General features: G+C 63.2%; 11 protein-coding genes. 6 read left to right on the top strand and 5 right to left on the bottom strand.

The genetic code is table 11. From position 1 onward, the window contains the following. A partial coding sequence (locus OK352_RS17400; protein WP_265142797.1) for a hypothetical protein occupies positions 1 to 416 on the bottom strand: 416 nt, incomplete at its 3' end. 413 nt (positions 417 to 829) lie between these two features. Between OK352_RS17400 and OK352_RS17395 the strand changes: the two genes are divergently transcribed. Continuing rightward, the gene (locus OK352_RS17395) at positions 830 to 2,218 is read left to right on the top strand and encodes a sulfatase family protein (protein WP_265142796.1); all 1,389 of its coding nucleotides are present in this window, start codon (positions 830 to 832) and stop codon (positions 2,216 to 2,218) included. Between the two features lie 148 nt (positions 2,219 to 2,366). Here OK352_RS17395 and OK352_RS17390 read toward each other — a convergent pair whose 3' ends face one another. Genes OK352_RS17390 through OK352_RS17375 form a run of 4 tightly spaced genes read right to left on the bottom strand, consistent with a single transcriptional unit; the run spans position 2,367 to position 7,510 of the window. Beyond that, the gene (locus OK352_RS17390) at positions 2,367 to 3,878 is read right to left on the bottom strand and encodes a sulfatase family protein (protein ID WP_265142795.1); all 1,512 of its coding nucleotides are present in this window, start codon (positions 3,876 to 3,878) and stop codon (positions 2,367 to 2,369) included. After that, positions 3,875 to 5,335, bottom strand: coding sequence for a sulfatase-like hydrolase/transferase (locus OK352_RS17385; protein WP_265142794.1), 1,461 nt, complete (start codon positions 5,333 to 5,335; stop codon positions 3,875 to 3,877). Before OK352_RS17385 ends, OK352_RS17390 begins: the two co-directional genes overlap by 4 nt. A 36-nt stretch (positions 5,336 to 5,371) precedes the next feature. Continuing rightward, entirely contained in the window at positions 5,372 to 6,370 is a 999-nt protein-coding gene (locus OK352_RS17380) for a Gfo/Idh/MocA family protein (RefSeq protein ID WP_265142793.1), read from the bottom strand. Positions 6,371 to 6,391: 21 nt separating this feature from the next. After that, entirely contained in the window at positions 6,392 to 7,510 is a 1,119-nt protein-coding gene (locus OK352_RS17375; RefSeq protein WP_265142792.1) for a GntR family transcriptional regulator, read from the bottom strand. 222 nt (positions 7,511 to 7,732) lie between these two features. Between OK352_RS17375 and OK352_RS17370 the strand changes: the two genes are divergently transcribed. The 5 genes from OK352_RS17370 to OK352_RS17350 all read left to right on the top strand — a co-directional run bounded on the left by OK352_RS17370 (position 7,733) and on the right by OK352_RS17350 (position 15,596). Then, positions 7,733 to 9,022, top strand: a complete 1,290-nt coding sequence (locus tag OK352_RS17370; protein WP_265142791.1) for an ABC transporter substrate-binding protein — start codon at positions 7,733 to 7,735, stop codon at positions 9,020 to 9,022. Beyond that, a complete protein-coding gene (locus OK352_RS17365; RefSeq protein ID WP_265142790.1) occupies positions 9,019 to 9,987 on the top strand; it encodes a carbohydrate ABC transporter permease in 969 nt (322 codons plus the stop codon). Before OK352_RS17370 ends, OK352_RS17365 begins: the two co-directional genes overlap by 4 nt. Positions 9,988 to 9,996: 9 nt before the next feature. Beyond that, a complete protein-coding gene (locus tag OK352_RS17360) occupies positions 9,997 to 10,908 on the top strand; it encodes a carbohydrate ABC transporter permease (RefSeq protein ID WP_265142789.1) in 912 nt (303 codons plus the stop codon). After that, positions 10,857 to 12,398 (top strand): sulfatase family protein, encoded by a 1,542-nt coding sequence (locus OK352_RS17355; RefSeq protein ID WP_306387814.1) that lies wholly within the window; start codon positions 10,857 to 10,859, stop codon positions 12,396 to 12,398. The genes OK352_RS17360 and OK352_RS17355 overlap by 52 nt, the downstream gene beginning before the upstream one ends. Positions 12,399 to 12,476: 78 nt before the next feature. Beyond that, positions 12,477 to 15,596 (top strand): chondroitinase family polysaccharide lyase, encoded by a 3,120-nt coding sequence (locus OK352_RS17350; protein WP_265142787.1) that lies wholly within the window; start codon positions 12,477 to 12,479, stop codon positions 15,594 to 15,596. Positions 15,597 to 15,635 lie beyond the last annotated feature (39 nt).

Genomic DNA, 15,635 nt, shown 5'->3' with positions numbered 1-15,635 from the left:
AGACCCACAAACCTCAGCAAATCGTTTGCGGAGAGCGATTCCGGAGCGAAATCAGTCAAACCCGCCACAGCCCCCAACGCACGCTCCGCCGCCTCCACAGCAGACACCGCAGCAACCGCACCACTCGAAGCACCTGCAGTAGCCGCGCCATCCGGGTGAGTTAGACCTGCGCTCTCAGTATCACGCGCGTCCGCAACGTCCTGTCCTTCCGCAGACCCGAGACCTGACATCTCGGCAGCCGCAGCATCCGGGCTCTCCAAGAAACCCGACGCGCCCTGATCCGCCGACCGCGCTGCAGACTCCCCCGGCAACTGCCGGTTCCCCGAACTCTCAGGCACACCCGGAGCCGCCCACCGGGCATGGTTCTCCGGCTCCTCCGAAGACCCAAACCCGGGTGCCGAACCTGCGATAACCATGGACACATTGTGACAGCAGCCACCGACATTCCCACCAACACAAACCCCCGATCAACACACCATTGTGGATAACTCCAAAAGTCGCATGCCTGTGGACGGAGAAGCACAATCCAGAGCAGGTGAAAGACCGTCTGAGGGAGAACAAACGAGCAGATTCGCGTTGACATCCGAGGCGAGGTGAACCGAAACATAAAAGCGAAGAACCGCGCCAGTGCGAGTGCCGGCAATCGCGATATCCGGAGCAGCGAACCGAAGGTCCTGAAAAGAGCTACACGCCATGCCTCACAGGAGGAGTCAGTGCTCATTTTTGAGCGCAGGTCAGAAGAATCAGAAGAAGGTGTTGATTCCTCTCCTCCCCGGCAACTTGACTCAAGACCGTGCCCGCGTGGATTCGGTCTCTTCGAGGAGGACGCATGGAGTCTCGCCCCAACATTCTGGTGATCATGGCCGACCAGTTTCGCGCGATGGCGCTGGGCGCTTCGGGCACGGACCCCGTCTTGACACCGAACCTCGACCGGCTCGCCGAGGAGGGCGTTCTTGTTGACCATGCGGTGAGCAACTACCCGGTGTGCAGCCCACACAGGGCAATGTTTCTGACGAGCGCGCTGCCGACGAATAACGGCGTCACGCACAACATCAACTCGGTGACCGCCGAGCAAGGTGTGGGTCTGCGTGATGGCATCCCCACCTGGGCAACCGTGCTGCGCGACCGCGGCTATCGCACCGGCTACATCGGCAAGTGGCACCTCGAGCCGCCAACGGATGACGACGAAACACACGGTGAGGGCCGCCGCGAAGATGGCAAGGTCTGGGATGCCTATTCGCCGACGTCACGGCGCTTCGGATTCGACTTCTGGCACGCGTACGGCGCAGCCGATTCCCATCTGTCGCCGCATTACTGGGTGGGGGATGCTGCTCGCGAGGAGCGCCTCGATGTCGACGCCTGGTCGGCCGAGCACGAGATCGACGTCGCTATCGACGTCGTGCGCGAGTCGCCGAAACACGACGCTCCATTCGCCCTCATGGTGTCACTCAATCCCCCGCATCAACCGTTCGACGCGGTGCCCGACCGTTACCGGCACGCGTACGATCACCTCTCGGCGGCCGAGCTTCTCCCGCGCGACAATGTTGCGCACGGCACGCCTGTCGCGACAGAGGCCGCGGACATCGCACGCGACTACTTCTCTGCGGCAACCGGGGTCGATGACCAAATCGGCCGACTGCTTGACGCGCTCGATGCCCAGGAGCTGGCAGAGAACACAGTGGTGATATTCACGTCCGATCACGGCATGCAGCTCGGCAGCCACGGGATGCTCTTCAAGAACGTGCCCTACGAGGAGTCGATGCGCATTCCGTGTGTCGTGAGGCAGCCCGGGCGCATTCCGCCAGGACGTTCCACCGAGATGGTCACATCACTCGACTTCGCGCCAACGATTTTAGGGCTCGCAGGCGAAGCGGATGCTGTTCCCGCGACCATGCACGGGCGCGACCGTTCTGCCGCCCTCCGCGGACTCGAGGACGTGTCCGCCGATCCGGCGGCGTCGTACCACCGGTTTCCATCGGCGACGGAACCGGAGAGCATCCGCGGCATCCGCACCCGTGATGCGAAGCTCATCGCCTCGCTCCGACCAAATGGCACCGTTGAGATCAGGGCGTTCGATCTACACGAGGATCCGTTTGAGCTGGCAAGCGACACGAGATGCGAGTGGGTTCCCGCACTTGCCGAACGGCTGCTCACTCGCATGGTCGACGAGGGCGACACGTGGGGCGGAGCAGATCAGCTGAAGCGGCTGTTCGCGTGAGGGCATGCACTCATTGCTCGCGGGCAGGAGACCACACGGCGACAATCGGTGCGAGTTCATGTGCAGGGAAATCATGTGAGGGCTGAGCAACGACAAAGCTCCCTGCGTCCGGGCGGCCCACGTCAGACTTTGGCCACGAGCCGTGTCGTCAGAGTGCTGCGCTGAGACCGACCTCTTCCCTCCATGTCCGGTGCCGTTGCGTAAGACGCTCCACGATCTCCGGATTCGAATCAGCGAGGTTCTCAGTTTCGCTCGGGTCGGCCGCGAGGTCGCAGAGAAAGAAGCCCTCGCCGGGCGTGGTGTGTTCAACCTTACGAACGTAGCGCGCAAACTCTGACGATCCATCGCACCAGCTGAGTTTCCAGTCGCCCTCGCGCACGGCCCACTGCCAGGCACAGTCCCAATGGAGCTGATTATGCCCTGAGCCCTTCGCAAGCACCTCAGCGAGGTTTTGCCCATCAAGAAGCATGCCGGCTTTCTCCGCATCGCCCCGCTGCATCCCACGACCGGCATCGTGCTGCGCGTTGCCATCCGGCGGGACGGCGCCGCTTGCGGCATCCGTCGAATCGCCTTCGTCTGCGCTTGCGCCTGCTTCTGTGTCTGCACCGGCGTCTGCACCGGCGGCGGTGAGAAACGTCGCAGCGAGATCGAGCGAGCTGACGAGACTGTCGTTGTCTGCGCCCGCCGAAGCGACACCGGGCCAGCGCACGATGAACGGCACGCGGATGCCGCCCTCCCACAGCGTGTACTTCGTGCCTCTCAGCGGAGAGTTGTCGCCATAGTTGCAGGTCGACCCGCCGTTGTCGGTGAGATAGACGACGATCGTATCGTCGGCGATTCCGAGCGTGTCGAGACGGTCAAGAAGCGCGCCAATCTGACGATCCATAAGTTCAAGCTGCGCCGCGTAGTACTCGCGGCCGTGCGGCAGGTTCGGACTGATTGCGCCGTCGTACCAGTCGAGGTACTCGCTCGCTCCCGGATGCCAGTCCTCGAAGGCCGGGAGTCCGCGCTTCTCGCGCTCAGCCTCGGGAAGCTGCCAGCAGAAATTGTGCACGGCGTTGAACGCGACCATCGCGAAGAACGGCTCATCATGGTGTCGTTCGATGAAGTCGCCCGCACAATCGGCGAACTCGTCCGTCAGAAATCCGGTGTCTTCGACGGCGGTCTCTCCCGACCACAGTGGCTGCACGGCCATCGCTTCAGCGGCCTCGCCGTACGTCTGCGTGGCTTCGCCTGAGTGCGTCAGATAGTGCAGGCGCCCCATCGATTGTCCGGCGAGCCCATAGAACGATTCGTCGAACCCGTGTTGGGGCGGTGTTCCTCGATCTCCGGGACCCTCGGATCCGTAATGCACCTTACCGAAGTAGCCGGTGGCATAGCCGTGCTCACGGAGGCGCTCGGCGATCGTCGGTGCCTCCCCAATGTCAGAGCTGTCGAACCAGGTGGCGCCCCAACGTTGCTGGTATTGCCCGGTGATCATCGCGGCTCGAGACGGAGAGCAGATTGGCGCGGTCACATAGGCATTCGTGAAGCTCGTTCCTTCCGCCGCAAGCCGGTCAAGCGCAGGCGTCGACCCGCCAGTGAGACCCACGGCAGAGCGATCCGCGTAGCCGTGGTCATCGGACACGACGAGAAGGATGTTCGGCGTCTGGCGCGTCATGCGGACGCTCGTCTGCGTGTGGCGGCAGGTGTGCCATCCCAATTCGGTGGGGTGAAGGATGCTAGAGGGTTGACGTCGAGCGTGTCGGTCTGCCCCGCTCCCGCGACGGGAAGCCGCGCTCCGTCGCGTGCCGCGTCTCCATGCGCGGTGAACCAGTCGTCGAGCTGTGCCCGGAGATCTTTCACGTCCTCGACGTGATCCGGGTCATCAACGAGGTTCTCGCGCTCGCCTGGGTCTCTCACGAGGTCGTAATACTCGTGGGGCCCGTGCGGATATCGGTGCACATATTTACGCTCCGCCGTGCGGATCATGCGGACCGGACCGTACTCATCGTGCACGACGACCGCTCGTTCGCGACCCGGCTCTCCCCGGAGGAGCTGTGCAAAGCTCTGCCCGGGGCCTTCCTCGAAGGCGGTGCCGTCAAGCCCCGCGAGGTCGAGAAGCGTCGCAGCGACGTCGTAGCCCGACAGCAGATCATCGATGACGCGGCCGGAGGCGCCGAGATGCGGATGGGCGATGATGAACGGCACCATCACCGACTCGTCGTACATGTTCTGCGGGAAGGTTCCGTTGCCTTTGCCCCAGATGCCGTGGTGTCCGCAGTTGAACCCGTTATCGCTCGCAAAGACGACGATCGTGTCATCGTCGAGCCCGTGCGCGGTCAGCCGATCGAGAAAACGGCCGATCGCAGCATCCATCGCTGTCACGGCGGCGAAGTACCCGATGAGCGCCTCGCGGGCGTCAGCCTCACCGCCGATGGGCACTCCGTCGACGGTCGGCTGCCATGGATGAGGCTCCTCTTGCGGGCAGGATTCGAAGGCGCAGTCACGGTACATCTCCGTGAATTCCTTCGGATGCTGCCCGGCGAAGGGCTTGTGTGGCGCCGTGAAATTGAGCGCGAGGAAGAACGGTTCGTGGTCGGACTGCCGACTTGTCCGTCGTGCGGCTTCGGCATCGATGAAGTCGATCGCGTCGTCCGCGATGACGTCAGTCAGATACCCGTCGACGTCCTCGGGCACTCCATCTCGGTACATGCGGGCGCCCGAATAGGGGCTTCCGCCGCCCTCCAGCGCGAACCAGTGTACGAAACCCCGACGCGGTACATCGCTTGCGCCAAGATGCCACTTGCCCGAGAGTCCGAGCCGGTAGCCGGCCTCGGCGAGTGCGTCGGTGAACGTGGGCTGCCCGTCGAGGTAGTCTCGGCTTTCCGGGCCCGCGTGCGCACCGTCGAGATAGTCGTGGACGCCGTGTCGCGAGGGGATCTGCCCGGTGAGGAGACTTGCTCGAGCGGGTGAGCACACGGGTGAGGCGCAGAAGAATCGACTCAGTCGTGTTCCCCGCTCGGCGAGCGCGTCGAGGACGGGGGTCTTGATCTCAGGGTTTCCGGCGCAGCCAAGCGCCCACGGCCCCTGGTCGTCGCTCTGGATCACGACGATGTTCGGATGACGTCGAGTCACACTCTCTCCTGTGTTGCGTATCGGGACGGGCGGTGTTCAGCATGCTGTTGCGCGCTGCCGCGACACCTCAATCGTTCGCTTCTCCGCCGACGAGCGATAACTGCTGATCACCAATTCAACGACGTGGCGCGCATGCTCAAGCGGAACTTCGGGTTCGCCACCGGCGACGACGGAGAGGAAGTCTGCCATCTGCGCAGTGAACGCGCTCTGGATGTCCTCAGGCTGAGGCTCGCGAACGACACGGGAGATACCGTCGACCTGCACGATCGTGCCGCGTCGGGGGTCGGCAATTACGACTCCTCGCTCACACACCACGAGCAGAGTGTCTGACTTCTGCGGGGGGTCAGAAACTACGCTGATCGAGACGCCGACACCGTTGTCGAGCCGCAAAGCGATGTTCCCATCGGTCTCTACCTCGGTATCGAACCGATGCGCGGTCGACGCGAAGACCTCGGTCGCGCGCCCACCGCCGAACCACAGGCACCGGTCGAGGCAATGCCCGCCGATATTGATGAGCGCACCTCCACCTGCCATCTGCTTCGAGAAGAACCAGTCGGATCGGCTGCCCGGTCGGTAGTCGGTGCTGCGGTAGTCGCGAACCATCACGACATCGCCGAGCTCGCCTGAGTCGATCAGCTCACGAGCTGCCCTCTTATCTGGCATGAAGTGCTGGATGTGACCGACGGTGAGGGCCACTCCCGCCTCCTGGCACGCTCGCACCATCGCATCACAATCGGCGAGGGAGGTCGCCATGGGCTTCTCGACGAGCACGTGCAAGCCCGCGGCAGCGGCATCCGTCACCATCGGTAGGTGAAGGGCGTGCGGGGTGTTGACCACGATCGCGTCGACCAGGCCGCTCGCATGCATATCGCGGTAGTCGGCATACACGGGGACTCCCCCAGCCGCATCTGCCGCGCGCGAAGCAGCGGTCTCGTCCAGATCGCAGACCGCCCCGATCTCCACCCCCTCGAGCGCCTGTGCGGCAGAGATGTGGAAGTCGGCGACAGCGCCGGCTCCGATGAGTCCGATTCGCATTGTTCTCCTTGTCGGGCGTCGTCAGTCGGTGATCGCACCGCACGAGCGGCGAACCACGATGCGCGGACGAAGTCTGATCTGGTGAAGAGGGCAATCGTCGCGCTCGATGAGACGACGGATGAGCACGTCCGCTGCCATGCGGCCGATGCGGTATTTCGGCGGGGAGACCGCCGTGAGCGGCACCTCGGCGAGGTCTGCCGTCTCGTCGTCATACGAGACGAGGGCGAGGTCGTCTGGCACCGAGAGCCCGCGGCGCCGTGCCGCGGCCTCGAGCAGTATCGCCTCGCGATCGCCGAAGACGAGCGCGGCGGTCGCGCCGAATTCACGCACCTGATCGAGGGCGTTCCCGGCCCGATGCTCCTCCCACTCCTGCTTGCGCTGGGCGAACTCCAGACCGGTCGGCAGGTCGAGATCGGCCACAGCGCGACGGTATCCGAGTACGACGGCGGGTGCGGTGGGCGTCCGGTCGCGCGTCAGAAGGGCGATGCGCTCGTGACCGAGCTTGACGAGGTGCCGTACCGCGTCGTAGGCGCCGCCCTGGTGGTCGGAGCAGACGTGCTCTGTGCGGTCGCCCGATCCAGAGTCGATGAGGCTGCGCTCGAGCAGCACAACGGGAACAGGGAGTTCCATAAGGCTCTGCGCGCGCCCGACGGGGTCCTCGATGCCGGTGAGCGTCGGCACCAGCAGCATCCCCTCGACCCCTGCGTCCAGCAGGTGCTCAATGCTGCGGTCCTCCAGAGCCTGGTCGTATCGATACGTTGCAAGCTGGAGGGACGCCCCGACGGAGGACAGCGACTCGTCGATGCCTTGCAGCACTCTCGGGTAGTACAGCTGAGTGTCTGGAAGGAGCACACCGACACGACGCCGCACACGCTCCTCGCGTCGGGGCGCGGAAGCCACGAAGCTGCCGGCGCCCTGACGGCGAACGACGACGCCCTGCGCGACAAGATCGTCGAAGGCGCGACGCACCGTCGTCAGTGAGAGACCGGTCTCAGTCGCCAGCTGCTGCTCGGTCGGCAGCTTCTGCCCGGCGGTCCACGTACCTGCAAGGATGCCGCGACGCAGTTCGTCCGCGAGGATCTCGAACTTCAGCCCTCGCGTCTCGGCATCGCGGAGCGGCGAGACAGCCTTCTTCGACATCGTTTCCCCTTCACACGGCGTACTTTCGATTCTGACGGCCAAAAAGAGAGGAATAAAGACCTAATTCAGAGAGGTAACAACAGTATTTGGGGTGAAAGCCCGAGAAAGAAGAGAAATTCCTCCCTTTTCTTCAGATTACTCATTGAATACTCCTCTCCATCCTTGTGAGAGTCGAGCGAAACGAGCGGCGAAGACGCCGCTCACTAGGCGAAAGGTGAACCAATGGCGAAGATCCGAGCACTCTCCGCCCTCGTCATCGGAAGCGCGCTTGCTGTCACAGCAAGCGGCTGTGCCCCGCAGGGCGGATCCGATGACACACTGACTTACTGGTCAATGTGGAAAGAGGGAGAGGCACAGCAGAAGGTCGTCGCGAAGGCGATTGCAGATTTCGAGGACGAAACCGGGATTGACGTGGACGTCCAGTGGCAAGGACGGGACAACATTAAGAAGGTCCTCCCCACGCTCAATACGAACAAAGTTCCTGACTTGGTCGACGCGTCGTTCGCGAAGCTCGCACCGATCCTTGCCGAGTCGGGGCAGGCACTGCCGCTCACGGAGGCCTACGATGCCGCCGTCGACGGAAAGCAGGTTTCCGACCTCATTCCGAGTGCATACTTCGACGCTGGCACACTCACCGTGGACGGAGAAGATGCCCCCTGGATGCTTCCGTACTCGCTCACGAGCGATGCGATCTGGTTCAACGAGGCCGAGCACCCGGAGCTCGCCGAGAACCCGCCTCAGACATGGGACGACTTCATCGGTACGCTGGACGATCTCAAAGCGGATGGCCAGACCCCCATTGCGATTGACGGCGACGTCTCTGGATACAACGCCTACTGGTTCACGACGATGATGGTTCGTCTCGCCGGACCTGGTTCACTCAAGAAGATCGCTTCGGACGAGTCAGGTAAGGCGTGGGATTCCCCCGAGGCATTGAAAGCCGCCGAGTTGGTGCAGCAGCTTGTCGACGGCGGCTACTTCATCGACGGGTACAACGCGAGCAAATGGCCGGCGCAACAGCAGAAGTGGGCCGACAACTCGGGCGTACTGATGTACAACGGCACCTGGCTTCCGAACGAAACGTCATCGTATGCCGCAGATGGCTTCGAGTACTCGTCGTTCTCCTTCCCCACGGTTGACGGCGGCCCAGCTTCGCAGCGAGCAGATTTCGTTGGCTTCGCCGTCCCTGCGAAGGCGCACAACGCCGAGAACGCACAGAAGTTTGCCGCGTTCTTCCTCGGCAAGCAGTATCAAGATGCGCTGGGAACCGATGCGAAGATCATTCCTATCCGTCAGGATGCCGCCGTGAGCGAAGACATGAGCACCGTGAAAGATGCGCTCGACGCCGCTGACGATTATTACCAGCAGAACGACGGCATCTCCTTCCCCGGGTACACGGAGAAACTGCTCTGGCCGACGCTGGACAAGCTCATGCTCGGCAAACTCGATGCGCAGCAGTTCATCGACGCGATGAAGTCAGGCCAAGCTGACTATTGGAAGCAGAACTCATGACCGAGACAGCTCGGATGATCGGAGCCAAGAGCGCCAGCGGCTCGGCGACCCCCACGGGTCGCCGAGCCGGCGGCAACGCCATCGACAGAGGACGCAAACGTCTCTTCGTACCGTTCGTCGGCCCGGCGTTCCTCTTCTACACGATTCTGTTCGTCGTGCCGTCGCTCTACGCCGTCTGGATAAGCTTCAACGAGTGGTCCGGCGGCGACGACATGACGTTCGTCGGCTTCAAGAACTATGTGCGTCTCTTCTCCGACGACCTCTTTGTCCAGTCTTTCGTAAACACGCTCCTGCTGCTCTTCGTCGTCGGTATTGCGATCTTCGTCATCGCCTTCGGTCTGACGCTCGTTCTGCGCGACATGGTCGCACGCAAGGTCGCTCGTTCAGTGATCTTCTTTCCGCACTTGGTCAATGCCATGATCTTCGGTGTTCTCGCCGGGTTCATCTTCAACCCGGGCGGACTCGTCAACAAACTGCTGGGTGGACTCGGCGTCACCGAACCACCCGCATGGCTTGCGCACGAGAACCTGTTTCCGCTGATCATGGTCATGATGACCTGGATCACCACCGGGTACTTCACGACAATCCTGATGGCTGGTGTTGACCGGATTCCGCCCTACTACTACGAGGATTGCGCCCTGGCCGGTGCGAATGCCTGGCAGAGACTGCGCTATGTCATCCTTCCCCTCACCTGGGACGTTTTCGCAACCTGCGCTGTGCTCTGGACAATCTCCTCGGTGAAGATCTTCGAAATCATCTGGGTTTTCGGCGGGTCGACGGGCCAAGGGATGCCGCCAACACAGACATGGACGGTGGCGGTGTACACCTACGTCACGGCGTTCTCAGGACAGTCGATCCCCGCGTATGGTGCGGCAACAGCATCCGCGGTTCTATCGCTTGCTGTCATTTCCATCCTTGTCGTCCTGCTTCGTCGCGCAACGAAGCGTGATGCCGTCGAGTTCTAGGAGCCACACATGACCATGACCGAACTCACGCCTCCCGCTGTGGCGGCGAAACAGCCGCGCAAGCAGCGGCGCAGGCGAGCTGCCATCACACACGACCGCAGCGTGTTCCGCGGCATTGGACTCGTGCTGCTCTGGCTCTTCGTCGCGCTCAACATCGCCTGGATGATCTGGATGGTCATTCAAGCCTTCCGCGACACGCGGTCCATCCTTGACAACCCCTGGGGCCTGCCGACGTCGCTCGATCCGGTGAACTTCGTCACCGCATGGACGGTGGGTGATTTCGCAACGGCAACACTCAACAGCGTCGTCACCACCACAGTCTCGTCGCTGCTGACCGTTGCCGTGGCGGCACCCGCGGCGTACTATCTCAGCCGCGTCGAGAATCGGCTGACGCGGTCGCTCACCATGTACTTCGTGCTCGGGCTCGGAATCCCCGCCCAGGTGATCCTCATTCCGCTCTTCGTGATGCTGAACGAGGTGTACCTGACAGACAGCCTCATCGGGCTGAACATGGTGTACATCGGCGTCTCGATGCCATTCACGGTGTTCCTCCTCACCGCGTTCTTCAGATCGCTTCCGCTTGAGATGGAGGAGGCCGCGGCCCTCGACGGAACGACAGCATTCGGGACGTTCTGGCGCATCACACTGCCACTCGCCAAGGGCGGCATTCTGACCGCCTTCGTGCTGCAGGTGATCTCGCATTGGAATGAGACCCTGCTCGCGCTGACGCTGCTGCAGTCGACCGAGAAGTACACGCTGCCGGTCGCTCTCATCTCGTTCATTCAGCAGCAGACGTATTCGGGTGCAGACTGGGGTGGCCTCTTCGCCGGGCTCTGCATCGTTGTGATTCCGATGCTCATCATCTACCTGTGGCTCGGCCGTCGCCTCACGGAAGGGCTCACTCTGGGAATGGGCAAGTGACCCGGGCGTCGAGCCGTCGGCCGAACATTCTCCTGATCATGGCTGACCAGCTCGGCGCCCACGCGCTCGATCGGGATTCGGAGTTCGTGCAGACTCCGAATCTCGATCGCCTTGCCGCCTCGGGGGCCGTGTTCGAGCGAGCGTATGTGACTTTCCCGTTGTGTGTGCCATCTCGCGCAAGCATGCTGACAGGACGGATGCCGCATGAGCTCCGCATCTCAGGAAATTCTGCACGGAGTCGCGACGGCGGCTCGGAGCCGGCGCGGCATCCAGACAGTCTTGGGCACGTGCTCGGCGCCGCGGGATACGACTGTGCTTTCGCAGGGAAGTGGCATGCGACGCAGCCGAGTGCTCCTCCAGATGTTGGCTTCGAGATGCTGCGCCCCTTCGGCGACGTCGGGCTTGCCGATGACTGTGCCGCGTGGATCGGTGAGCGCGCGGACGCTGAGGACCCGTTCTTCCTGTGCGCGTCGTTCGATGATCCGCACACGATCTGCGAGTATGCACGTCGCCAGCCGATGCCGTACGGCGATACGACCGAAGTTCCGCTGCGTGAGGCACCGCCGTTGCCCGAAAACTTCGAGCCGGCTCCCTTCGAGCCAGAAGCTGTGCGGTACGAGAAACACGCGGCGCAGCCGATGTACGGCACGGGAGACTACACGCCAGACGACTGGCGCGCGTACCGGTCGGCGTATCGCCAGCTAATCGAGAGGGTGGATGGCTACGTCGCCCAGCTTCTCAGTGCCCTCGAAAGCGCGGGGCTGCGCGAGAACACAATCGTCATTTTCACCAGCGATCACGGTGACGGCGATGCCTCTCACCGGTGGAACCAGAAGACGGCGCTCTTCGAAGAGTGCACGCGAGTGCCGCTGTTCGTCTCGGGCCCAGGCATCCGACCCGCGCGTCAGACACAGCCGGTGTCGATGTGCCTCGATCTGCTTCCGACCCTGTGCACGCTGGCCGGTGTGGAGGTCCCCGTATCGGCGGAGCTTGGAGCCTCTCTCCTGGTGCCCTCAGAACCGGAGTCCCCACCCACAGTGCTGCCCGCTGGCGCAGACTCCGCACACGCGACGCCCACAAGCGCTCCACTTCCGAGGGAAGCATACGACCCTCCGTCTCCTACGGGCGCAGCACCACACCAGCGTCTGTGTCGGCCCCAGGAGCATGACCGGTCCGTCGTCGTCGAGACGCGCTTCGATCGCTCTGACCCGCCTCACACGCGAGGCCGAGCGCTGTATTCCGGCAGGTACAAGTACGTCGTCTACAGCTGGGGCCGTCACCGCGAACAGCTTCACGACATCACGTCCGATCCCGGCGAACGCCGTAATCTCGCGGTCGAGTCGGCGTTTGACGGCGTGGTCGACGATATGCGCGCACGCCTGCTCGAGTGGTGCCGTAAGACGGGCGACTCCGATGCGCTGAAGTACCTCGTGCTTCCGAATTCAGCGGACGACAGCATCCGTCGAGAGATCTTTGCGGTGCCCTATTAACCGCGTAAACCGCAATGGTTCTTGAATCCTTATGTCCGGCTTCGGTGAGATACCAGTCACAGTCACAAGGAGGTACTGATGGAACTCACCCGACGCGGTGTGCTCACGGCCGGCGTCATCGCCGGCGCTGCTCTGCCCCATCTCAATGGATCGGCCGCCCCGGCCGCGGCGAAGACGCCCGGCCTCACAGAGATCGAGAGGAAGGCCGAGCAGCTCGACCCGCCGATCTTTCTCTTGGAGAGCAGGGTCCCGCGCCAGTTCACGGCAGACAAGGGCTCGACGTTGCAGATCTCCGACGCGAGAGCGAAGGTCGGCGCTCACAGCCTTCGCTGGGATCATCCGTCTGACGGCATCCTCACTGTGAAACAACCGCTGCGGTACGGGGCCAGCGATTACAGTCCCGGCGACGATCAGGCGTGGATGGGCACCGTCGACACGTTCTGCGTCTGGATCTACAACGAGACTCCGTCAGACTCGCCCCTGCGCATCGAGTTCGGGCGTGGAGCCAACCAGGACTGCTGGTTCCACTTCGGGCTCGACTTCACGGGGTGGCGCACATGTTGGGTCCGCTTCGGGTACGACACCGAGGGCACCCCGCACAAAGGCATGAATCGCGTGCGTTTCATCGCGCCGAAGCGAGAGGGCACGCTCTACATCGACCAGGTGATCCTGAACGTCGAGATGCGCCCCGACCATCCAACTCCGGACGACCAGGTGCCGAACGTACAGCCCGAGATCGCGGATGCCGATAATGCACACTGGCTTGCACTGCTGGAGTTCCGAAAGGCGTTGAGCGAGAACCCCCTGCCTGCAGCATCCAGCACCGACGGTGTGTCAGACGTGCGCGATCGCCTCGTCGCGTCGCTCGCTGGCAAACCCGATGTGACGGCAGACGGCCTGGCCGCGCTGACCTCCACGGTCGACGGTCTCGGGGTTCCGGCCGTCACGAAGGATGCCGCGCCAGCAGGCACGGGCTCGTTCGTGAATGGCTACCAGACGGCGATCTGGCCGGAGGATCTGCGCGGCGATATCTCGGACTTCGCGGGCGTGGTCACACTTCGCAAAGTCACCGACACGATGCTCACTGTCGCTCAGGCCGTCAAGGCGTCGCGCGACCAGGGTGCATCGACCGCGGACGGCTTCGCGACGCTGTATCTGCGACTCTTCGCGCACCTTGAAGACCAGGGTTTCGCAGCCGGCAGCGCCCAGGGGACGATCCATCACATCGGGTACCAGTACCGCGGCTTCGCCAACTCGCTTCTGCTCGCTCAGCCTGTGCTCGAGGAGCACGGCCTGTGGGAGCGTGCGAAGGCCAACCTCTCGTGGTTCTTCGGCCTCGGTCGCCTCACGCATGACTTCAGCGACCCCGCGCATTACGGCGGTCTGGTCGATGTGCTGAACACTCTCATGCAGGGACTCATCGTTCGAGGTCTCGCCGAGTCGGATCCGAGAGATCAGGCGAGCGTGCTGCAGGCGGCGACGACCTGGCTCGACAATGCCATTACCTACTCCCCCGGAGTCGAAGGCGGCTTCAAGCCCGACGGCACCACGTTCCACCACATGGGTCCGTATCCGGACTATGCGCGAGACGCTTTCGCCGGGCTGAGCCCGGTGATCGCGCTCGTGCATGCAACGCCGTTCGCTGTCTCGAAGTCTGCCCGCGGTGTTCTCAGGAAGGCGCTCTTGACCCAGCGGCTCCATGCCAACACGACGCAGTGGCCGATCTCGCTGGCCGCTCGACATCCCACCGGAGAAACTGCTCTGCACGTTCCGACGTTCCAACGGATGGCGGCAGTCCCGCAGCCGGGAACGTCGGACACGTACGACTCCGAGGTGGGTGCGGCGTTCCTTCGACTGCTTCCACCGCAACCGAGCAATTCGCAGAAGAAGTTCGCTGAAGCCCTCACGAAGGCCGGGATCGCTGAGGAGTCCGCACCGGCCGGTCACTGGCAGCTCGGATACGCCGCCTGCGGACTGCACAGGCGAGACGAATGGCTCGTGACGATTCGTGGCCACAATCGCTACCTGTGGGCGACGGAAATCTACGACGGGGCGAACCTCTACGGGCGCTACTCCACCTACGGGACCGTTGAGATCCAGGCAACCGCGGATGCGAACGGACAGATCACCCACGCGGCGGGTGGCTACGAGCAGCCCGGGTGGGATTGGAACCGTCCGCCCGGCGCGACGACCCGTCATCTCCCGTGGTCGAAGCTCAAGGCGAACCTGGAAGGCACCATCGAGCAGATGGTTCTGACGCGCTCGCGGTTCGCCGGAGCGGGGTCGTGGAAGGGCACACACGGCGTCTTCGGGATGCATCTCATCGAGCATCCGTTCTTTGACCCGAGCCACACCGCTAAGCTCTCACGCTTTAGCTTCGACGACCTTGTGATCGTGCTCGGCAGCGACATCGAGAACTCCGACTCAGCGAATTCGACGGAAACAACGCTGTACCAGGTGCGTGTGAATGCGGCGAGCGGTGCCGACGACTCTCGAAAGATGACGGATGCCACGGTGATCGTCGACCCGCTTGGAAACGGGTTCTACATTCCTTCCGGGCAGACGCTGCGGACCCTCTCCGTCGATCAGACGGGGCCGGATCAGACTGGCGCGGAGACCGGGACCGCTCCATTCGAGACGGCGGTTCTGCAGCATGGCGCCGCGCCTTCCGGTGCCGACTACGAATACGGCATCCTCGTGCAGTCGGGAACCGAGGGCGCGTCGAGCTTCCGCACAGCGATGTCGGGCAACGAGCCCCCGTACACGGTCGCGCGGAAGGATGGCACGGCGCACGTCGTGACGCATAGGGGCTCGAACATTCGAGCATCCGTCTGTTTTGCGGCGGTTGATGATCTCGAGGGCGTCGTATCCGGAACAGATGCCCCGTGCCTCCTCATGGAACGTCTGGAGGATGCGACGCTCGAACTGTCGGTGACCGATCCGGATCTGCATCTCTATGAAGGCGACGACCCAGATCAGTTCGACGCCGACGGAACCTACACAGGTCGGATGACCAGTTACTCCCGCCCCTGGCGTCGCAATGAGAGCGTGCCGTCGACAGTAACGCTCACACTCGCGGGCCGGTGGACGTGTGCCGATCAGGGTGTCTCGTTAGCAGTCTCAGGAGACACGACGACGGTGGCCGTGACCTGCCAGCATGCCGCGAGCCGCGACCTGACCTTGACCGCTGCGGCATGACCGTCGGATGGGCCGGAGGAGCTTGCCTCCGGCCCATCG

The sequence above is a fragment of the Microbacterium sp. MPKO10 genome (assembly GCF_026107415.2).
Lineage (GTDB): Bacteria > Actinomycetota > Actinomycetes > Actinomycetales > Microbacteriaceae > Paramicrobacterium.
The sequence above is the reverse complement of the archived record's forward strand: the minus strand, read 5'-3'. Positions and strand labels throughout refer to the sequence as shown.

What these genes read in the sequence shown, in the direction of transcription:
- OK352_RS17370 (WP_265142791.1), top strand. Translation starts at nt 7,733, where the DNA reads ATGGCGAAGATCCGAGCACTCTCCGCCCTCGTCATCGGAAGCGCGCTT.
- OK352_RS17390 (WP_265142795.1), bottom strand. Translation starts at nt 3,878, where the DNA reads ATGACGCGCCAGACGCCGAACATCCTTCTCGTCGTGTCCGATGACCAC.
- OK352_RS17350 (WP_265142787.1), top strand. Translation starts at nt 12,477, where the DNA reads ATGGAACTCACCCGACGCGGTGTGCTCACGGCCGGCGTCATCGCCGGC.
- OK352_RS17380 (WP_265142793.1), bottom strand. Translation starts at nt 6,370, where the DNA reads ATGCGAATCGGACTCATCGGAGCCGGCGCTGTCGCCGACTTCCACATC.
- OK352_RS17375 (WP_265142792.1), bottom strand. Translation starts at nt 7,510, where the DNA reads ATGTCGAAGAAGGCTGTCTCGCCGCTCCGCGATGCCGAGACGCGAGGG.
- OK352_RS17395 (WP_265142796.1), top strand. Translation starts at nt 830, where the DNA reads ATGGAGTCTCGCCCCAACATTCTGGTGATCATGGCCGACCAGTTTCGC.
- OK352_RS17360 (WP_265142789.1), top strand. Translation starts at nt 9,997, where the DNA reads ATGACCATGACCGAACTCACGCCTCCCGCTGTGGCGGCGAAACAGCCG.
- OK352_RS17365 (WP_265142790.1), top strand. Translation starts at nt 9,019, where the DNA reads ATGACCGAGACAGCTCGGATGATCGGAGCCAAGAGCGCCAGCGGCTCG.